The 19,410-nt window shown below is 67.7% G+C and carries 21 protein-coding genes; 10 read left to right on the forward strand and 11 right to left on the reverse strand.

Annotation, left to right across the window (positions count from 1 at the left end; genetic code table 11):
* Positions 1 to 8: 8 nt before the first annotated feature.
* Positions 9 to 350: a hypothetical protein gene (locus GC150_15110; GenBank protein MBI1386233.1), complete on the reverse strand. Its 342-nt coding sequence runs from the start codon at positions 348 to 350 to the stop codon at positions 9 to 11.
* Positions 351 to 656: 306 nt separating this feature from the next.
* Here GC150_15110 and GC150_15115 point away from each other — a divergent pair, with 306 nt between their 5' ends.
* Positions 657 to 1,178 (forward strand): hypothetical protein, encoded by a 522-nt coding sequence (locus GC150_15115; protein ID MBI1386234.1) that lies wholly within the window; start codon positions 657 to 659, stop codon positions 1,176 to 1,178.
* 96 nt (positions 1,179 to 1,274) lie between these two features.
* Here the strand turns inward: GC150_15115 and dksA are convergent, their stop codons facing one another.
* Positions 1,275 to 1,790 carry an RNA polymerase-binding protein DksA gene (gene dksA, locus GC150_15120; GenBank protein ID MBI1386235.1) on the reverse strand — a complete coding sequence of 172 codons (516 nt, stop codon included), beginning with the start codon at positions 1,788 to 1,790 and terminating at the stop codon, positions 1,275 to 1,277.
* A gap of 889 nt (positions 1,791 to 2,679) precedes the next feature.
* Between dksA and GC150_15125 the strand changes: the two genes are divergently transcribed.
* The 3 genes from GC150_15125 to GC150_15135 all read left to right on the forward strand — a co-directional run bounded on the left by GC150_15125 (position 2,680) and on the right by GC150_15135 (position 4,997).
* Positions 2,680 to 3,381 carry an SDR family NAD(P)-dependent oxidoreductase gene (locus GC150_15125; protein MBI1386236.1) on the forward strand — a complete coding sequence of 234 codons (702 nt, stop codon included), beginning with the start codon at positions 2,680 to 2,682 and terminating at the stop codon, positions 3,379 to 3,381.
* A gap of 86 nt (positions 3,382 to 3,467) precedes the next feature.
* Positions 3,468 to 4,313, forward strand: coding sequence for an AAA family ATPase (locus tag GC150_15130; GenBank protein ID MBI1386237.1), 846 nt, complete (start codon positions 3,468 to 3,470; stop codon positions 4,311 to 4,313).
* Positions 4,314 to 4,475: 162 nt separating this feature from the next.
* Entirely contained in the window at positions 4,476 to 4,997 is a 522-nt protein-coding gene (locus tag GC150_15135; GenBank protein ID MBI1386238.1) for a hypothetical protein, read from the forward strand.
* Between the two features lie 42 nt (positions 4,998 to 5,039).
* Here GC150_15135 and GC150_15140 read toward each other — a convergent pair whose 3' ends face one another.
* The 4 genes from GC150_15140 to gatC all read right to left on the reverse strand — a co-directional run bounded on the left by GC150_15140 (position 5,040) and on the right by gatC (position 7,897).
* Positions 5,040 to 5,366 (reverse strand): chorismate mutase, encoded by a 327-nt coding sequence (locus tag GC150_15140; GenBank protein ID MBI1386239.1) that lies wholly within the window; start codon positions 5,364 to 5,366, stop codon positions 5,040 to 5,042.
* 114 nt (positions 5,367 to 5,480) lie between these two features.
* Positions 5,481 to 6,974 carry an Asp-tRNA(Asn)/Glu-tRNA(Gln) amidotransferase subunit GatA gene (gatA, locus tag GC150_15145; GenBank protein ID MBI1386240.1) on the reverse strand — a complete coding sequence of 498 codons (1,494 nt, stop codon included), beginning with the start codon at positions 6,972 to 6,974 and terminating at the stop codon, positions 5,481 to 5,483.
* A 102-nt stretch (positions 6,975 to 7,076) separates the two neighbouring features.
* A complete protein-coding gene (locus GC150_15150) occupies positions 7,077 to 7,553 on the reverse strand; it encodes a hypothetical protein (GenBank protein MBI1386241.1) in 477 nt (158 codons plus the stop codon).
* A gap of 56 nt (positions 7,554 to 7,609) precedes the next feature.
* Positions 7,610 to 7,897: an Asp-tRNA(Asn)/Glu-tRNA(Gln) amidotransferase subunit GatC gene (gene gatC, locus GC150_15155; protein ID MBI1386242.1), complete on the reverse strand. Its 288-nt coding sequence runs from the start codon at positions 7,895 to 7,897 to the stop codon at positions 7,610 to 7,612.
* Positions 7,898 to 8,034: 137 nt separating this feature from the next.
* Between gatC and GC150_15160 the strand changes: the two genes are divergently transcribed.
* On the forward strand, positions 8,035 to 8,511 hold the full coding sequence (locus GC150_15160; protein MBI1386243.1) for a YbaK/EbsC family protein: 477 nt from the start codon (positions 8,035 to 8,037) through the stop codon (positions 8,509 to 8,511).
* 38 nt (positions 8,512 to 8,549) lie between these two features.
* On the opposite strand, the gene GC150_15165 is transcribed toward GC150_15160, so the two are convergent.
* From GC150_15165 to GC150_15185, 5 genes are all read right to left on the reverse strand, one after another.
* Positions 8,550 to 10,862, reverse strand: coding sequence for a hypothetical protein (locus GC150_15165; protein MBI1386244.1), 2,313 nt, complete (start codon positions 10,860 to 10,862; stop codon positions 8,550 to 8,552).
* A 97-nt stretch (positions 10,863 to 10,959) separates the two neighbouring features.
* On the reverse strand, positions 10,960 to 11,739 hold the full coding sequence (locus tag GC150_15170; GenBank protein MBI1386245.1) for a glucose 1-dehydrogenase: 780 nt from the start codon (positions 11,737 to 11,739) through the stop codon (positions 10,960 to 10,962).
* A 19-nt stretch (positions 11,740 to 11,758) separates the two neighbouring features.
* On the reverse strand, positions 11,759 to 13,138 hold the full coding sequence (gene gor / locus GC150_15175; protein MBI1386246.1) for a glutathione-disulfide reductase: 1,380 nt from the start codon (positions 13,136 to 13,138) through the stop codon (positions 11,759 to 11,761).
* 76 nt (positions 13,139 to 13,214) lie between these two features.
* Positions 13,215 to 13,934, reverse strand: a complete 720-nt coding sequence (gene rpiA / locus GC150_15180; protein ID MBI1386247.1) for a ribose-5-phosphate isomerase RpiA — start codon at positions 13,932 to 13,934, stop codon at positions 13,215 to 13,217.
* 87 nt (positions 13,935 to 14,021) lie between these two features.
* Complete coding sequence (locus GC150_15185; GenBank protein MBI1386248.1) at positions 14,022 to 15,470, reverse strand: succinate-semialdehyde dehydrogenase; 1,449 nt, start codon at positions 15,468 to 15,470, stop codon at positions 14,022 to 14,024.
* A gap of 233 nt (positions 15,471 to 15,703) precedes the next feature.
* On the opposite strand from GC150_15185, the gene GC150_15190 reads away from it, so the two are divergent.
* The 5 genes from GC150_15190 (at position 15,704) to GC150_15210 (ending at position 19,275) form a co-directional block, all read left to right on the forward strand.
* The gene (locus tag GC150_15190; GenBank protein MBI1386249.1) at positions 15,704 to 16,444 is read left to right on the forward strand and encodes an HAD hydrolase-like protein; all 741 of its coding nucleotides are present in this window, start codon (positions 15,704 to 15,706) and stop codon (positions 16,442 to 16,444) included.
* A gap of 183 nt (positions 16,445 to 16,627) precedes the next feature.
* The gene (locus GC150_15195) at positions 16,628 to 16,888 is read left to right on the forward strand and encodes a hypothetical protein (protein MBI1386250.1); all 261 of its coding nucleotides are present in this window, start codon (positions 16,628 to 16,630) and stop codon (positions 16,886 to 16,888) included.
* 169 nt (positions 16,889 to 17,057) lie between these two features.
* Positions 17,058 to 17,285 (forward strand): hypothetical protein, encoded by a 228-nt coding sequence (locus tag GC150_15200; GenBank protein ID MBI1386251.1) that lies wholly within the window; start codon positions 17,058 to 17,060, stop codon positions 17,283 to 17,285.
* Positions 17,286 to 17,375: 90 nt separating this feature from the next.
* Complete coding sequence (locus GC150_15205; GenBank protein MBI1386252.1) at positions 17,376 to 18,092, forward strand: DUF1007 family protein; 717 nt, start codon at positions 17,376 to 17,378, stop codon at positions 18,090 to 18,092.
* Complete coding sequence (locus GC150_15210) at positions 18,019 to 19,275, forward strand: nickel transporter (GenBank protein MBI1386253.1); 1,257 nt, start codon at positions 18,019 to 18,021, stop codon at positions 19,273 to 19,275. Before GC150_15205 ends, GC150_15210 begins: the two co-directional genes overlap by 74 nt.
* Positions 19,276 to 19,410 lie beyond the last annotated feature (135 nt).

Genomic DNA, 19,410 nt, shown 5'->3' on the forward strand with positions numbered 1-19,410 from the left:
GGTCCCCTTCAGTGCGTCGAGCGCACTCCGGCTTCGTGCGGCCCGATGGCACCAACGTCCCAGTCACCGAATGCCTCGGCCGCGAGTCGCATGGGGTCGAAGCGGGCCACGCTGACCTCGATCTCGCCATCCTGGCCGTCGATGGCGACCGGCGCCACCTGGTCCGCATCGAAAGGAGTGCGCGCCTCGGCGGTCAGCGTGCAGTGACCGGCGATGAGCGAGCGCGAGTCGAATGTGGCGGTCGTGCCGCCCGTCGAGGCGAGCAGCGCAACCATTGCAAAGAGGACGATCGCGCCACGTCGCGGCACGCGCTTGCCGGCGAGCCCGGTTGCAGCGGCGGCATTGTTCATTTTCGAGGTCCTCATCGATGCTGCGGGACAATGGACCGAACGCCAGCGACCATGTGGCGGGACGGCGGTTCGCCCGAGAGTGCGCATCTCCGGGTTAACGAGGCGATAATGGGCGTGCCATGGTGGCACGGACGGGCGATGAGTGATCCGCCGCCGCCCCATTCAGTCCGGTGCGCACGCGGGCCTCGATGCCGCTGCTGACGAAATCGTGTTCCGACGCCGCGCGCCTTCGCACTTGCGGGCTCGTGCCTGCGCGCCGAATTTCAACCCGACCCTGTGAACACAGACGTTCCGAAAGGTATCGCCATGCCCCGCTTCCTTGCCGCGCTGTTGCTCGCGACGGTCCTTGCCGCACCCGCCGCGGCCGGTCCCCAGTATGTCGACGCGAGCACGTTTGCCGCCTCCGGATACGACGTCGTCGCCTATCACGATCTCGCGCAGGTCGCGCCCGGCAAGCCACAGCCGGCGGCGGTGCCCGGCTCGGCCGCAATCACCGCCGAAAACAACGGCGCCCTCTGGGCCTTTTCCAGCGAGGAGAACCGGGCCCGCTTCGTCGCCGACCCGGCGCGCTATGCCCCGGCCTTCGACGGCCACTGCGCATTCGGCGTCAGCAAGGGCTACAAAGTGCCCGCCAACCCGCACCTTTGGCGCATCGTCGATGGTCGGCTCTATCTCAACTACAGCACGCAGGCGGCGCGGCTCTGGGAGCGAGGCACCGCAAAGCACATCAAGAACGGTGAGCGGGCGTGGCGGTCGGGGCTGGATGGTGGCCCGGCCAGTCGTGAAGCGGTCCCCGATCTCGACGTCGCGCAGGCCCCGCGCCCTTGAAGCCCGAACTGGCGCCAGCCATGGCGCCCGCCTGGGGTAAAACGGCCTAGTGGGGTTCGACTGGGAGCTGATTGCGAAGCTTGCGAGGGCGCACGATCAATCGTCGCGGTAAACGCGCTCGCGACGCTCGTGACGCTCCTGCGCCTCGATGCTCATGGTGGCGATCGGGCGGGCGTCGAGGCGTTTCAATCCGATCGGCTCGCCCGTTTCCTCGCAATAGCCGTATGAGCCGTCGTCGATTCGCGCGAGCGCGGAATCGATCTTGGCGATCAGCTTGCGCTGGCGGTCGCGGGCTCTGAGTTCGATGGCCCGGTCGGTCTCGCTGGTCGCCCGGTCGGCGATATCGGCATGCTGGCCTGCATCGGTCGTCAGGCTCGCGATCGTCTGCTGGGCTTCGCGCAGAATGTCCGCCCGCCAGTCGAGCAGCTTGCGGCGGAAGTAGAGCTTCTGGCGTTCGCTCATGAAGGGCTCGTCCTCGCTCGGACGGTAGTCCTGCGGCAGGACCTCGATGTCGTTGACGGCCGCGGTCGCGCCAGTGCTCGGCTTGCCCGGCCTCTCGGACGCCCCCTTCGAGGAGCGACGCTTCTGGGATTTTTCAGGCGTCTCGGCCATCTTCGTCCCAACCATTGGCAAGCTTCTCCAGAGTGCCGAAGGGCCTCCGGACCGTCCGCCGTCCGGGGCGCGCAAGCGTCGTCCCGGATGCAAACGGCGTGCCCTTTAGTATTTTTGCAGCCTCTCAAGTCAAGTCACGATCTCAGCCTCGAGGGCGCCAACGCGGGTAGTGCGCGGCGACGGCCTTCTGCGGGGCGATTGTGGCTATTCTCGCATCGTAGATTGAATGCGTTGCAACCGCCCACACAACCCTTGAGTTCATTTCTCTATCGAATGCACGTTTACCGTGTGTTCAGGGATGTCTGGCAACTTCGATATCGGTTGCGCACGAGACGAGCAAGGAGCCCGACTTGTGAACGGGATGCAAGTGGACCCATCCGGATCACCTTCCGGACGCAGGGCCCGAGACCGCCGATGCGCATCGGCGGACGCGTATCCCAATCACATGGGTCAACCGAGCCGGTTCGTTCGACAGCCGTCGTTCGATGTCCGTTCCAGGCGTATCGCGTAATTGCCTGGCAATGGGCATCCAACGGCACGAGTGTGTCATCTCTCAACGCAAGGAGGAGAACGACCACGACCTCGAGGGTCGCCATCAAGAGCACCCCGAGACCCAGGAAGAGATGAAAGCAGCTCGGGTCCGGTCGCCCCACACGACCGCAAAGAGGTCGACGGGCACCCACCCCACACACGTCCGTCCCTCGCACCCCACGATCCCGGGCGAGCTCAATCTCGGATCCGATGCCGATGGGCATCCGGAGGCGTCGCCCCACCCCACGGGCGGCGCCTCTTGCGTTCCAGGGCCCGTGCGCCCCGCCCTGCGGCAGTTGCGACCGAGGCCTCGAGCGCCTAGGGTCCGCGCGATCCAACGGGCAAGGAGGGGCACGGCATGGCGACCGCGCTGGTCACGGGTGCGAACCGGGGCATCGGCCTCGGACTGGTCGAGCGACTGGTCCGGCGCGGTGACCGGGTGATCGCGACCGTCCGTTCCCTCGATGGCGCACGCGAACTGGTGGCTCTCACCGACGATCCGGCGGCTGGCACCCTCGTCGAGATCGTTGCCCTCGATGTGACGGACCCTGGCTCGATCGCGGACCTCGCCCGCCATCTCGCAGGCAGACCAATCGACATCCTCATCAACAGCGCCGGCGTTCTCAACAGCTACGGCGGCATCGACGATCCGGCACACGACGCCGCGGCCTGGGCCCACGTGCTCGCGACCAATGTCACGGGTCCCTATCTCGTCACCCGCGCACTCCTCGCCAACCTCGCTCTCGCGAAAGCACCCAAGGTCGCCTTCATTTCGTCGAGCATGGCCTCGAGCACACGGGCACCGGGCAAGGCCTACCCCTACCGCGCCTCGAAGGCGGCGGTCACCAACCTCGCCGTCAATCTCGCGACCGAACTTTCGCCGCGTGGCATCGCGGTAGCGGCCATCGACCCCGGGTGGGTGCGCACGGCGATGGGCGGCGACGGCGCGGACATCGATGTGGCAACGAGCGCGGCCGGGATCGTCGCCCGGCTCGACGCTCTCACGCTCGCAACGAGCGGCACCTTCGAGACCTATGCGGGCGAGCAGGTCGCCTTTTGAGAACGTCCCGTCAAAACCACCCGCACCGTGCGCACTGCCCCGCGATCCAACCAGCCCCGTGACAACAGCACCGGAACTGCACGCCAATGGCCCGCTTCGAAGGCACCTCCCGCTATGTCGCCACCGACGATCTCAAGATCGCGGTCAACGCCGCCGTCACGCTCGAGCGCCCGCTCCTGGTCAAGGGCGAGCCGGGAACCGGTAAGACGGTGCTCGCACACGAGGTCGCCAAGGCACTCACGGCACCGCTCATCGAGTGGCACGTCAAGTCGACGACCAAGGCCCAGCAGGGCCTCTATGAATACGATGCGGTGAGCCGTCTGCGCGATAGCCAGCTCGGCGACGCGCGCGTGCGCGACATCGCCAACTACATCCGGCGGGGCAAGCTCTGGGATGCGTTCACCCATCCGACGCGCCCGGTGCTCCTCATCGACGAGATCGACAAGGCCGACATCGAGTTCCCGAACGACCTGCTGCAGGAACTCGACCGCATGGAGTTCCATGTCTACGAGACCGGCGAAGTGGTGCGCGCCGCCCAGCGCCCGGTCGTCATCATCACCTCGAACAACGAGAAGGAGCTGCCCGACGCGTTCCTGCGCCGCTGCTTCTTCCATTACATCCGGTTTCCCGATCCCGAGACGATGACGGAGATCGTCGAGGTGCATTTCCCCGGCCTCAAGGGGGCGTTGGTGCGCGAGGCGCTCGCCGTCTTCTACGACGTGCGCGACGTGCCCGGCATCAAGAAGAAGCCGTCGACCTCGGAACTGCTCGACTGGATCAAGCTGCTGCTGGTCGAAGACATCGGGCCGGAGACGCTGCGCGAGCGCGACCCGCGCAAGCTCATTCCGCCCTTGCACGGTGCGCTGCTGAAAAACGAGCAGGACGTGCACCTCTTCGAGCGTCTCGCCTTCATGCATCGTCGCGGCGAGTGAGCCCGGCACGCACCACTGCGTGGCATGAATTCAACGCGCAAAGGCACCTTGGATTTTATCCACAGATGAATGCCAGATGAACGCTCGTTTCAATCGCGGTTCACGGAAAACGCCCCATGATGCACCCAATCCTGCCAGGGTTGCGTCATCGGGAGGTCTACGATGCGGCATAGCCGGGACGGCCACGAGCCCTACACACGCTTCGAGTTGGTGCTGCTCGCGATCTCGTTCGCGGCCGCCACGTTCGCCCTAGTCGGGCTGGCCAGTGCCACGCCCATTCGTGGCGGCGAACCCTCGACCGGCACGGCGATTGAAATCTGGAGTTTTCGGGGCGAGCCCGTGGCTTGGCGGCGCGCCGGCGGCTTTCGCTCGGAGATCACCCAGGTGGCGCATTCCGATCTCGTCGGGACCGTCAGCGCACCGGCCGTCGGCACCGGCACGATCTTTCGCGGCTGGCAGATCGGCCGTCGCCTCGTCGGGCGCGCGGAGATGAGCGTGGAGGGGTGCCCGCTCGCCTTCACGTATACCGTGCGCGGGTGGGTCTCACCGGCCGGCGACAGGGCGGTGCTGACAGGTGCGTCCCCCCGTATCCGCGACTGCCGCATCGTCGGGGAAAACCCATTCGGAGCCGGCTCCACCATTCTTCTCGAGCGCATCGGCATTGCCAGCGCACCCGCCGACTGAGCCCAGAGGCGCGCCCGAGGCGCGGCGCCGCGCTTTGCCGCCTCAGTCGTCCTTGGCGCCGGAGCGGGACCGCTCCTCGATCTTGCGCTCCTCGTACTGGATGAACCATCCGATCATCTGACGCCAAAGCGCCTCGACGAGATCGGGCGGCAGCCCCTCGGCCTCGGCGCGCGCGCGCACTTTGTCGATCACCTGCTGGCTGCGCCAGGGAACGTTCGCCGGAATGCCACCCGCGATCTTGATCTCCCAGGCACGCTCGACGTAGCCGAAGCGCTCGGCGATCATGGCAACGAGGGCCTGGTCGATCCGGTCGATCTCGACACGGACATCGTCCATGTCTGCGCATTCGCCAGGGGCTTTGGCCATCACCTCGTTCCTTTCCCTCGTGGCCGGAGCGCAGAGCCGCGCTTCCGCCGTGGTCATCCCCGTTCGGTGTTCGGTCGCGCTGCGGTCACGATCGGGTTCCCGCGCCCCCGACCGATCCTAGAGCCACCAGTGGGTGGCGGGCTCGAAACGCCCGGCAGCCTCTTCGATCACATGGCCGACCTGAAAGAGCTTATCCTCCTCGAACGGGCGTCCGATGAGCTGCAGCCCGAGCGGCAAACCGGTCGTGGAGAGCCCGGCGGGGACCGAAATCCCCGGCAGGCCCGCCATGTTGACCGTGACGGTAAAAATATCGTTGAGGTACATCTGCAGCGGATCGGCGGACATGTCGCCGAGCGGGAAGGCCGCGTTCGGCGTCGTCGGCGTCAGCAGCACATCGACCTCCTCGAAGGCCTCGTCGAAGTCGCGCGCGATGAGCGTGCGCAGCTTCTGAGCCTTGGTGTAATAGGCGTCGTAATAGCCGGCCGAGAGCACGTAGGTGCCGATCAGGATGCGCCGTTTGACCTCCTTGCCGAAGCCTGCCGCGCGCGTCGCCTCGTACATCGAGACGATATCGTCTCCCTCGACGCGCAGGCCATAGCGCACGCCATCGTAGCGCGCGAGATTCGAGGAGGCCTCGGCGGGCGCGACGATGTAGTAGGCCGGCAGCGCATAGCGCGTATGGGGGAGGCTGACCTCCCTGATCTCGGCGCCAGCCTCGCGCAGCCATGCGACGCCCTGCTCCCAGAGTGCGTCGATCTCGTCCGGCATGCCGTCGACCCGGTACTCGCGCGGCACGCCGATCTTGAGGCCCTTGATCGACTTGCCGATCGCCGCCTCGTAATCGGGCACGGACACATCCACCGAGGTCGCGTCGCGCGGATCGTGGCCGGCCATGTGTCGCAGCAGAATCGCGGTATCGCGCACGTCGCGACCGAAAGGTCCTGCCTGGTCGAGCGAGGAGGCGAAAGCCACGATGCCCCAGCGCGAGCAGCGCCCGTAGGTCGGTTTGATGCCGACGATGCCGGTGAGCGCGGCGGGCTGTCGGATCGAGCCGCCAGTGTCGGTGCCGGTCGCCCCGGCGCAGAGGTGCGCCGCGAGGGCCGCCGCCGAGCCGCCCGACGAGCCGCCCGGCACGAGGTCGCGATCATCTCCCTTGGCGCGCCAGGGATTGACCACGCCGCCGTAGTAGCTCGTCTCGTTCGACGAGCCCATTGCGAACTCGTCCATGTTGAACTTGCCGAGCATGACGGCGCCGGCTTCCCAGAGATTGCGGGTGACGGTCGATTCGTAGTGGGGTTTGAAACCGTCGAGGATGTGACTGGCGGCCTGCGTGTGCACGCCCCTGGTCGCAAAGAGGTCCTTGATGCCGAGCGGAATGCCTTCGAGCGGGCGCGCGCCCTTGCCGGCCTTTTTCAGCCGCTCATCGCTCTTGCCCGCCATCGACAGGGCGAGGTCCGCCGTCACCTCGATGAAGGCGTTGAGCTTGGGGTTGGCGACCTCGATCGCGCCGAGGTAGGCCTCGGTCAACTCGCGCGCGGAGATCGACCGCGCCTTCAGCCGGTCGCGCGCCTCGGCGAGCGTCAGTCCGGTCAACTCCGTCGCTTTGCTCAACTCGACCTCTCCCCGCACCCGCCCGGTGCGCCTTCAATCGATCGGCGCGTGCCAGCCATCCCGGCACGCGCCAGCCGCGTGTTCGAGTGCCACGATCCGGCGTCAGTTGTCCGCCAGCAGGCGCTTGCATTCGTAGATGATCTCGCCCGACGCTTCCGGCTCGTCCGGCACGTCGATGCGCATCTGGAACTCGTCGATCAGCGTGAACTCGAGATCGGTCCCCGGTTCCGGATCGTCACCACCCGACTGGCAGACGGAGCTGACGCGCCAGCTTTCGCCCTTCGTCACCTCGACGACGTTCGTGAACGTGCAGGAGGCTTCCCAGCCGTACCAGCCGTGCGCATCGTAGAAGTCGGGGGCCGTATAGAGGTTCCAGCGTTCGCGCGGGAGCAGTTCGTGCACCACACAGTCCTTTGCCGTTGCCCACGCGCTCTTGAAGAACGTGGCGGGCCCTTCGGCAGCCGCGGCAGTCGCCACGCCCGCTCCCACCGAGAGGGCGCCGACCAGCGCGAGCACACCGCTCTTTCGTGCATATACCAAGGGGCGCATGACCGCCGGAAATCTCAACTTCTCGACCATCCCTATCGGATCTCCAAAAGAGCCAATGTCCAACCACGTCGGATCCGGACGCCGGATCACTCCACCACTTTCGGTACTGCGAAGAAATGACCTTCCTTGAGCGGCGCATTGGCGACGACATCGTCCGGATAGCCGCCATCGTCCACGACATCCTCGCGGCGGCGCATCGCTCGCTGCCCCACGCGCGTCATCGGCTCGACGCCGGTGGTGTCGACCTCGCCGAGTTGTTCGACCCAGCTCAGGATGCCCGAAAGCTCGCCGACCAGCGCGTCCGCCTCCTCGTCGCTGACACGCAGGCGAGCGAGTCTCGCGATATGGTGCACCGTGTCACGGTCGATCTTCATGACCCACTCCTCGGGCTCCCCGAACGGCGGGGCATCGTAAGGCACGCCGGTTCCGTTGCCCGGTCGCTCCAGGTTCTGATACCGGTAGCCGGGGCGCCGCGCAACGGTCGGCGCCGGGCCATGACGGGAGGCGGACGATGGCGGAATTGAAGGCTGCGAATCAGCGCTTTGCAGAACGCGCGCGGGCAGCCGGCCTCGGCGTCGACGTGATCTGCTTCGAGGTTTCGAGCCGGACGGCGCAGGAAGCGGCGGCGGCCTGCGGGTGCGATGTCGGACAGATCGTGAAGTCGCTCGTCTTTCGCGGTGCGCGCTCGGGGGATGCGCTGCTGCTGCTGGTTTCGGGTGCGAACCGGGTCGACCAGGACGGCGTGGCGGCGGCGATCGGCGAAGCGCTCGAGCGGCCCGACGCCGATTTCGTTCGAGCGGTGACGGGATATGCCATCGGCGGCATCCCGCCGCTCGGCCACGATCAGGCGATCCGGACCTATGTCGATCGCGACCTCGTCGCCTTCGATCGGGTCTGGGCGGCGGCCGGCACGCCGAATGCGGTCTTCGAGGTCGCCCCGGCCGCGCTCATCGAAGCGGCCGGCGCAAGCGTCATCACCGTCACCTGATCGCACCCGCCAGAGCGGCGCGTCCGATCCACCGAAGGCTAGCGCTTTGCCAGTAGCGCGCCGAGGATGTCGGAGTGGTCGTCCGTCCAGGCTGCCTCGGGCGAACCGGGTGGGAGTGCCTCGGCACCGTCGAGCGCCTCGAGACGGGCAATCGTTGCCGGATCACGTGCTGCCATCACCACCACCGAGGTCACGGCGTCCATGCTGCCAGCCGGCATACGCCCCTCGAAAAGCACGCCTTCGACGCCCTGTCCCGCATAGTGTGCAAGCACTGAGGCCAGGACCGGGCGCAGATTGAGATGCCGGTTCGAAATGTGCAGCGCGAGCACACCCGTGGGCGCCAGCTTGGCGAGGTAGAGCTCGAACGCCTCGACGGTCAGAAGGTGCACCGGGATCGAGTCCGACGAGAAGGCATCGACCACCAGAAGGTCGAGACCAGCATCCGCCTCGCCGGCAACCGTCAAGCGGGCATCGCCGAGCACGATGTCGGCATCGGGCCGGCAGTGCGACAGGAACCGGAAGCGTGCAGGATCGCGCGCGATCGCTGCCACCACGGGGTCTATCTCGTAGAACCGCCAGGCCTCCTCGCGCCGCGCATAACAGGCCAGCGAACCGGCACCGAGGCCGATCACCGCGAATTCGCCCGACCGGCCGGCGCCGGACGCGATCTCACGCGCCGCGCCGATCGCCGCGGCCATCGGCCCCGCGGCATGGTAGTAGGTCGCCGGAACCGGCACGGCGGTCGGCTTGCCGGCTTCGTCCAGGATCCGCTCGGCCCCGTGCACCGTCGTGCCGTGGAACAGCAGGCGCAGCTTGCCGTCCTCGGATAGCATCACGCGGTGCACTCCGAAGAACGAGCGCTCGACCTCGCCGCGCGTCGTGTTCGACGGCAGGAAGGCTATCGCGACCGCCATCAGCACGCCTGCCGCGAGCTGGCGCGACGGATGGCGCCAGAGCGCGATCATCGCGAGGCCCAGCGTCAAGCCGGCGGCAAAGCGCAGGCCGAGGAGCTTTTTCGCGCCGGTTGCCTCCGCGATGAGCCCCAGAGCGAGGAGCGCGAGGGCCGCCAACGCCACGAGCAGCACGAGGCGCCTCGCCTCGCCGCCCGGCGCGAGTGCCGTCCGCAGTCCAGCGAGCGAGCCGACGATGCCAGGACGGCAGGCAAGGCCGAGCACCAGGAGCAACGGGTATTCGAAGACGGTGTCGAAAACCTGCGGGGCAACGAGCGCGGCAAAGACCCCACCGAGGACGCCACCGAACGACATCCAGAGATAGAAATCGGTCAATTGGCCGACGGCCGGTCGCCGCTCGTAGAGAACGCGGTGGGCAACGAGTGTCGTGACGAGGAATGCGGCAAGCCCGACGCTGGCACCGAGCACCCAACCGCCCGTCCGACCACCGGAAAGGGCAAAGAGTTCGATCGCCACCAGCACCGGCTGCGCGAGAACGAGCCAGCGCATCGGCACGAGGGGCGTCTCGCGAAAGACGATGACGAAGGTCGCCAGGAAAAGCGCCAGCGGGATCACCCAGAGGAACGGCGCCGAGGCGATATCGGTGGTGAGGTGGGTGGTGAAGGCGACCAGCAGCCCCGAGGGAACGAAGGCGAGCGCGATCCAGGCCACGATCCGGGACGGCGCGACGGCTGGCGCGACCTCGAAACGCGAGCGCAGCGCCGCCGCCCGCGGGCCGGGTGCGGCCTGCCCGCCGGCCGCCAGAACGACGCTGAGGTAAATCAGCGCGCCGAGCGCGACGAAACCAAAGGTCCAGGCGAGGCTCTGGGCGGAGAGCCCGATGACAGGCTCGACGAGGAAAGGATAGGCGAGCAGGGAGGCCATGCTGCCGAGATTGCTCGCGCCATAGAGGAAATAGGGGTCGGCGGCGTCGGGGTGCCCGGAGCGCGCGAACCAGGATTGGAGCAGCGGCGCGTTGGCGGAAACCGCAAAGAACGGCAGGCCGACGGCGGTGGCAAAGAGCCCGATCACCCAGAAATAGGCGTTTCCGGCAGGCGGTGCGGCGAAAGCGGCCGGGATCGCGATCGGCAGCGCGAGGAAGGCAAAGGCCATCACCGAGAGATGCACGAGGGCGGCATGGCGGGGCTCGAAATGGCGATTGAGGGCGTGCGCATAGAGGTAGCCGGCGAGCAGCATCGCCTGGAAGAAGCACATCGCGATGGCCCAGACCGAGGGCGAGCCGCCAAGCTTGGGCAGGACCATCTTGGCGAACATCGGCTGCACGGAAAAGAGCAGGCTCGCCGAGAGGAAAAGGGTGAATGCGAAGGTTGCAAGGAGTGCCCGCTCCCGACCCACGCCGGAGAGCTCACGCCCCGCACCGAGCACCGCCGTCAGTCGCATCACACCCTCCGAACCACGCCGAACCGGCCGGAACCCTAGGGGCAAGTGCTTGAATTATCGTGAATGATTTGTGGATGAAGCGGACGGAGCCGGCCGCTCAGAGAGCGGCCCCCATGCCACCGTCGATGGCAATGCCGGTGCCGGTGACGAAGCGGGCGGCGTCGGATGCAAGGAAGGCCACGGCATCGGCGACATCGTCCGGCGTCCCGAAGCGGCGCAGCGGCGTCTGGCGCAGGAGCGCATCGGCGAGCAGCGGGTTCTTCAGGAAGCGCTCGGTCAGCCGCGTTTCGATGAAGCCTGGAGCGACGTAGTTCACCCGGATGCCGAAGGCGGCATATTCGACGGCGAGCGCACGGGTGAGCGCGGAGACCGCCCCCTTGGTCGCGGCATAACCCGCGAGTTGGCGCGTCGCACGCGAGGCCATGATCGAGGAGAGATTGACGATCGCGGCATTGCCTCCCCCGGCGGCCGCCTTGCGCAGGAGGGGAAAGGCGTCGCGCGAGAGGCGCACGAGCCCGTCGAGGTTGGTCGCGCGGATGCGTTCCCAATCGGCGTCCGCCATGTGGCGGAAGTCGCCGCGTACGTTGAGACCCGCGTTGTTGACGAGGATGTCGAGGCGGCCGTGGCCGGCTTCGATAGCGGCAAGGAGGGAGGCCAAATCCCCGGCCCGGGTGACGTCGGCGGCATGCGGCTCGGCCTCTCCGCCCGATGCCGATATCCCGGCCGCCGTGCGCTCGCCCGCCCCGGCGTCGACATCGCTGACGACGATGCGGGCGCCGAGGTCGGCGAGCCGGCGGGCGATGGCGGCACCGATACCCGCGCCCGCGCCCGTGACCAGCGCCACGCGCCCCGCCAGACTGCCTGCAGCAAACGTCATCGCGCCATTCCCTCCCGCGTCAACTGGCCGGCGGCTGCCAGCGGGTGCGCATGGTGACGAGTTCCTCGGCGGCGGTCGGATGCACCGCCATGGTGGCATCGAATTCGGCCTTGGTCGCGCCCATTCGAACCGCGATGCCGACGAGTTGCGCCATCTCTCCGGCGTCCGGGCCCAGGATGTGACAGCCGAGCACGCGGTCGCTCACGGGATCGACGATCAGTTTCATCAGCATTTTTTCATTGCGACCGGAGAGCGTGTGCTTCATCGGCCGGAAGCTCGACTTGTAGATGTGTACGTCGCCGTGGCGGCGGCGGGCCTCGGCCTCGGTGAGCCCGACGGTGCCGAGTTCGGGATGGGAGAAGACGGCGGTCGGGATGCAATCGTAGTCGACCTTCACGTCCTTGCCGCCGAATTGGGTGTCCGCGAAGGCGTGACCCTCGCGGATCGCCACGGGCGTCAGGTTGACGCGATCGGTGACGTCGCCGACGGCGAAGATGCTCGGCACGCTGGTGCGTGAATATTCATCGACCTTGATCGCGCCGCCGGGGCCGCGCTCGACCCCGACCAACTCGAGGCCGAGGCCCTCGCTCGCCGGTCGCCGGCCGATCGCCATCATCACCCGCCCCGCCGTGAGCTGTTCGCCGTTCGAGAGCGTGCACTCGAGGTCCCGGCCCCGGCGCTCGATGGCCTCGAAGACCGTGCCGCAGAGGACGCGAATGCCCTTCTTCTCGTACTCCTCGTGCAGCGCGCGGCGCAGGTCGTCGTCGAAGCCACGCAGGATCTCCTCGCCCCGATAGAGCAGCGTCGTGCGGGCGCCGAGGCCGTGGAAGATGCCGGCGAACTCGACCGCGATATAGCCTCCACCCGCAACGATCACGCTCTCGGGAAAGGTCTCCATGTGGAAGACCTCGTTGGAAGTGATGGTGTGCTCGACGCCGGGCAGGCCCTGGTGGACATTGGGCAATCCTCCGGTCGCGATGAGGATGCGGCCGGCCGTGACCGTCGCGTCCCGCGCCAGGAGGCGGACGGAGTTCGGGCTCTCGACGATCGCCCGGCTCTCGAAGAGTTCAACGCCGACCGCCTCGAGGTTGCGGCGGTAAATGTGCTCGAGGCGCGCGATCTCACGGTCCTTGTTGTCCCGAAGTCGCGCCCAGTCGAAGCGCCGCTCGCCCACGTCCCAGCCGAAACCGGCAGCGTCCTCGAAGGCCTCCGAGAACTGGCTCGCGTAGACGAAGAGCTTCTTGGGCACGCAGCCGCGGATGACACAGGTCCCACCGAAGCGATATTCCTCCGCGATGCCGACGCGCGCGCCGTAGCCTGCGGCGATGCGCGCGGCCCTGACCCCGCCGGAGCCGCCGCCGATGACGAAGAGATCGTAGTCGTGCTCGCTCCTGGCCATGACAATCCTCTCCATGATCGAAATGCGGCGGGACCGGTCCCGGGCGCGGCGCTATCGCGCGGCCGATTGGCGCGGCTCAGGCCGGATCGTCGAAGGGCGGCGCGGTCAGGACCTCGATGCCGTTCGGGCCGGCAATGACGGCGTTGTCGGCAAGGCCTAGGAAAAGGCCGTGCTCGATCACGCCCGGGATCATGCGCAGGGCATCGTCGAGCGCCTCGGGCTCGGGGATTCGCTTGAAGTGGCAGTCGAGAATGAGGTTACCCTGATCGGTGATGTAGAGCTCGCCGGTCGGCGTGCGCCGGTAGACCACCTCGCCGTGACAATCGGCGTCGGCGGCGAGCCCCTCCACCATGGCCCGCGTCGCACCGCAGGCAAAGCGCACGATCTCGACGGGGAGGGGAAAGCGGCCGAGCGTGGCGACGCGCTTCGACCAGTCGGCGATGACGATCATGCGCTGCGAGGCGACCGCGACGATCTTTTCCCGCAGCAGCGCGCCACCGCCGCCCTTGATGAGGCGCAACTCGCCATCGATCTCGTCGGTGCCGTCGATGGTGAGGTCGAGGAAGGTATCCTCGTCGAGCGTGGTCAACGGGATCGACAGCTCGCGGGCGCGCCGCTCCGTGCGCTCGGAGGTCGGCACCCCGACGATATCGAGACCGGCCCGCACCCGCTCGCCGAGCGCCACCAGAAGGTGCTCGACGGTGGAGCCCGTGCCGAGGCCGATGCGCATGCCGGATTCGACGTAGTCCAGCGAGCGTTCCGCCGCCGCCTTCTTCCAGGCCTCGAGATCCGCCACGGCGATTTCCTCCGTCGTTCGGGGGTGACCGGTATCGCCGGGCGGCGGAGCCGGTCGCACCGGCAATGCCGCCGCCCGGCGCGAACCTCAGGCGCCGATGCCGCCCATGAGCATGTACTTGATCTCCACGAACTCCTCGATGCCGTGGTGCGAACCCTCGCGGCCGAGGCCGGACTCCTTGACGCCGCCGAACGGCACCGCCTCGCTCGAGATGATGCCCTCGTTGATACCGATTATTCCGTACTCGAGCGCCTCGGCGACACGCCAGACGCGGCCGATATCGCGGGAGTAGAAATACGCGGCGAGGCCGAATTCGGTATCGTTGGCCATGCGGATCACATCGGCCTCGCTCTCGAAGCGAAACAGCGGGGCGACCGGCCCGAACGTCTCCTCGCGCGCGACCTTCATCTCACTGGTGACGCCCGTCAGCACCGTCGGCTGGAAGAACGAGCCTCCGAGCGCGTGGCGCTTGCCGCCGGTCAGCACCTTCGCACCCTTGCCGAGAGCGTCGGAAATATGTTCCTCGACCTTGTCGACGGCAGCGGTGTTGATGAGCGGCCCGGTGGTGACGCCCGCTTCGCTGCCCGGGCCGACCTTCAGCTTCTCGACGGCGGCGGCGAGCTTCTTTGCAAAGGCGTCGTAGACACCGGCCTGGACGTAGAGCCGGTTGGCGCAAACGCAGGTCTGGCCGGCGTTGCGGTACTTGGAAGCCATCGCCCCCTCGACCGCCTTGTCGAGGTCGGCATCGTCGAAGACGATGAACGGGGCGTTGCCGCCGAGTTCCATGCCGACCTTCTTGACGGTCTTGGCGCACTGCTCGATCAGCACCTTGCCGATCTCGGTGGAGCCGGTGAACGTCAACATGCGCACGACCGGGTTTTCGGTCAGTTCCTTGCCGATGACGCTCGCGCGGCCGGTGACGATGTTGAGCACGCCTTTCGGGATACCGGCCTTCTCGGCGAGGGCGGCGAGGGCGAGCGCGGTCAACGGTGTCTCGGAGGCCGGCTTGCAGACCATGGTGCAGCCGACCGCCAGCGCGGGGCCCGCCTTCCTGGTGATCATCGCGGCTGGGAAGTTCCACGGCGTGATCGCGGCGACGACGCCGACCGGCTGCTTGATGCAGACGACGCGCGTGCCCTGCTTGAACTGCGGGATCGTCTCGCCGTAGACGCGCTTGGCCTCCTCGGCGAAGAACTCGATGAAGGAGGCCGCATAGATCACCTCGCCGCGCGCTTCGGCGAGCGGTTTGCCCTGCTCGGCGGTCATGATCGCGGCGAGTTCGTCGGCGTGCTCGATCTGCAGTTCGTACCAGCGCCTCAGCAGCGCAGCACGCTCCTTGGCGAGCAGACCCGACCAGGCGGGAAGGGCGCGCTCGGCCGCCGCGACGGCGGCGCGCGTCTCCTCCGTGCCGAGCACCGGAACGCGGGCGACGACGCTGCCATCGGCCGGGTTGGTCACGGCCAGACTCGGCTCGCCGACCCAGGCCCCGTCGATATAGCACTGCTCGCGAACGAGGCTCTTTACGCGCTGGTCCATGGCGACCTCCTGTCGAAGCTGTTGCGGCCCGTCGATGGCGTGGCCGGGTGGCATTGAAACGGATTGCTGGCGCCGGCGGCGCCACGTGACGTCTCTCTAGGCGGACGGACCGCCGCTGACAAGGAAGCCAGACCGCTACACTTGGCGATCGGTCGGGCGCCGGGTGGCAGCCATGGAGTGGTCCCGCCCGGCCACGGCCGCGACGGCGCGAGCGCCGAAATGGGCGAGAGCGGATGACAGCGGCGCGCAAACGCCTTAGACCTTGTCGGGCTCGCTGGGCGGTTGGGGGTGACGGCAAGATGCGGCATCTCACCTTCGCATTCGATCTCGACGGCACGCTGGTGGACACCGCGCCGGACCTCGCGCGCGCGACCAACCATGCGCTCGAGCAGGCCGGCCTTTCGCCGGTGGAACTCGAAGTGATCCTGCCGTCGGTGAGCCTGGGGGCGGCCGCAATGATCGAGACGGCGATGCGGCATCTGGGGCGCGAGCCCAAACCGGAGGAAGCCGGCGCGCTGCTCGATGCGTTCCTGCGATATTACGAGGCCAACATCGCGGTGGACAGCCGGCCCTACCCCGGCGCCGCGATCGTGCTGGAAAGGCTCGTCGATCTCGGGGCCCGGGTAACCATCTGCACGAACAAGCGCGAGCACCTCTCGCGCAAGCTGCTGCATGCGCTCGACCTCGCGCGGCACTGCCACGCCATCGTCGGACGGGACACCCTGCCCATCTGCAAACCGGACCCGGGCCACCTCATCGGCGCGATCATCCTGGCGGACGGAAACCCGAACCGGGCGATCATGATCGGCGACAGCGACGTCGACGTGCGCACCGCCCAGAAGGCGGGCATTCCCGTAATCGGCGTCAGCTTCGGCTACAGCCCGGAGCCGATCGCGAGCTACGGACCCGACGCGGTGATCGCCGGCTATGGCGAACTGGAGGGCGCGGTACAGACTCTCGCCGCCCGACTTTAGCGCCCGGGGATCGCGTCGGAGCGGTGGCGAGGTCGGCGCCACTGCCACTCCGGCGGCGGGCCAAGCAACCGCATATTCGTCACAATTTCGCGACCATGGCGTCGGATAAGCCGGCGAGACAGGCGAATCGCGGATGCGACCCCGGCCCCCGGGGCGCGCACGCCGAGTGAAGGAGAGATCGTCATGAAGACTGTTCTGGCCACGGCCCTTTTCGGGTTCCTCGTCTCGGGCGGGCTGGCGACGGCCGCCGAACTGCCGACGAGCACCGGCGAGTGCGCCACGCTGGTTTCGACCATCGAAGTGGCGCTCGAGGGCAAGACCCTCTCGGAGGCCGATGCGACGAAGGCCGAGGAGCTGATGCTGGCGCTCGACAAGGCCTGCGCGGACAGTGATTTCGCAAAGGCACAGGAAACGGCCAACCAGCTGGAGCAGATGGGAAGCTGATCGCCTCGCGCGGTCGATGCCCTCTCGGCACGGGGCCGGAGGATGGCGGGCGGCGGGCCATTGCGGACGCCGCCCGAAGCGCACTACATGAGGCAGGGAGCGCCGTGGGTCGGCGCCGGCGCGCGAGACGCGCAGTCCACCTGAAGCAATGGCGGAGGCTCGCCCAGGCATGGTCGACAAACAGCTCGACGCAACCGGCCTCATCTGCCCGCTACCGATCCTCAAGGCGAAGAAGGCGATGGCGGACGTACCGATCGAGGGATTGCTCGAGGTTCTGGCAACCGACCCGGGCGCGACCGACGATTTCGATGCCTTTTGCCGCGCGACGGGGCATCGTATGGTCGAACAGGGCCTCGACGATGGAGTCTACCGCTTCGTGATCCAGCGCACGCGTTGACCGGCGGATGGCGCGGGAACGAAGGCGGCTCGCGCGAGCGCGGGTTCGAACCGGCCGCTCACCTAGAACGAGCGAAAGCAGGAGGGGGACATGGGCACGCCAGCGTCGAGCGACCGGCTTTCGAGCCACGGCTGCCACACGAGGCGCACCGCAGGCCGTGCTTCGGGCATGTTGGCGGCCGCGATCCTGGCGACAGGTTGCCTCACGGGACAGGCGCTGGCGCATCCGCACGTCTGGGTCACCGTCCAGAGCGAAGTCATGCGCGATGATGCCGGCACGTTCACAGGGCTCCGCCATCGCTGGTCGTTCGATGAACTCTATACCTCGTTCGCGATCGCCGGCCTCGATGCGGACGGCGACGGCACCTATACCCGCGAGGAGCTGCACGAACTCTCGAAGATCAACGTCGATGCGCTGCTCGGCTTCAACTACTTCACGTTCGCACGAGCCGGCACGCTCGACCTCGAACTGACGACACCGACCGAATACCATTCGGAGTTGCAGGGCGAACGACTGGTGCTGATCTTCGATCTGCCGTTCAAGGCGCCGGTCGAGGTTGCCCCGGAAGCCTTCGCTTATCAGGTCTACGATCCAACCTATTACATCTCCTTCGAGCTGGCCGAGGCGAGCGGCGTGTTGATGAGTGCGGCCGATCCGGGCAAGTGCGCCCCAACCGTCGCCGAACCGGCGGACGATACGGAGACGACGCTGTCGAGCCTGGGCGAGAGCGACTATGCCGAGTTGTCGAGTTCAGGCGGGTTCGGATCGCGTTACGTTCCGACGGTGCACGTGCGCTGTGGCAGCTGATCGAGGCGCGGGGAGAGGAACCTTGGTCGCACGGTTCATTTGTGTCATCTCCCTGCTCGCCACGGTCTGGCTGTCCTTTTGGACCGTGCCGGCTGACGCCGCGAGCATCGGGGCTCCTGGCGTCGCGGTCGCGCAGAACCAGACGACCGATCCCGCGGCCACGACACCCCCCGGCGGCCAATCCCGCCCGCCGAGCGCATTCGCTCCGCGCCAGGCAATAACGGCCGGCCGTGAACCGCCGGGCGCCGCCAGCGGCGGCTTCACTGGAATGTTCGACGGGCTCTGGCGCGATGTCCGGCAGTTGCAGGCGCGGCTGCACCGCGATCTCGCCGGCGCCGTGCGACGGCTGAAAACGGACAACCTCTTCGTCGCGGTGTTCGGCCTCGTTTCGCTGAGTTTCGTCTACGGCGTCGTGCATGCGCTCGGGCCCGGCCACGGCAAGATGATCATCACCTCCTATGCCGTCGCCAACGAGCGAACGGCGCGGCGGGGCGCGCTCGTCGCGGTGCTCGCAGGGCTCTTTCAGGCACTCAGCGCCATCCTGCTCGTCACCGTCATGTTGCTGGTGCTGCGATGCGCGGGGCTGGATATGCGCGAGACCGCCGGTTGGCTGGAGACGGCGAGCTACGCGCTGGTCGCCGTGCTCGGGCTCTGGCTCCTCTGGAGCGCGCTCGCGCGTATCGCGCGGCGGCCGGCCGTGGCGCCGCACGGCGCGCACGGTCATGGGCACGACCACGCGCACCACCATCACGCCCACGGCAACGACCACCATCACCACGACCACGACGCGAGCGGGGCCTGCTGCGGCCACCAGCACCTGCCGGGGCCGGCGATGGTCGAGGAAGCCTGGTCCTGGCGGCGGGCCCTGGCCCTGGCGCTCAGCGTCGGCATTCGGCCGTGCAGCGGCGCAATCATCGTGCTGGTGTTCGCGATCGCACAGGGGCTCTTTTGGGCGGGCGTCGCCGCTACTTTCGCCATGTCGGTCGGCACGGCCCTCACGGTCGCCATCCTCACCGTCCTCGCCGTCGGCGGTCGCGATCTCACGGCACGCATTGCCGGGGGGCGCTCGAGCCGGGGCGCCCGGCTGGTCGGCGATGTGGCGGCGGTACTCGGCTCGCTGGCGATCGTGGTGCTCGGGGGGCTGCTGTTCGCCGGTTCGCTGGCGGGGCCCACACCGTTCTGAGCGGCGCCCCGACGCGGATCGCCCTTGCGCGCGGACAGGCGATTGGCGATAGGGAGACTTGCGGTCGTACGAGCCACGGACCGGCATCTGCGAGCCCGCGAGGACCGTCCCCCTTCCTCCTCAACCGGATCCGAT

The organism is Hyphomicrobiales bacterium, assembly GCA_016125495.1.
Lineage (GTDB): Bacteria > Pseudomonadota > Alphaproteobacteria > Rhizobiales > RI-29 > RI-29.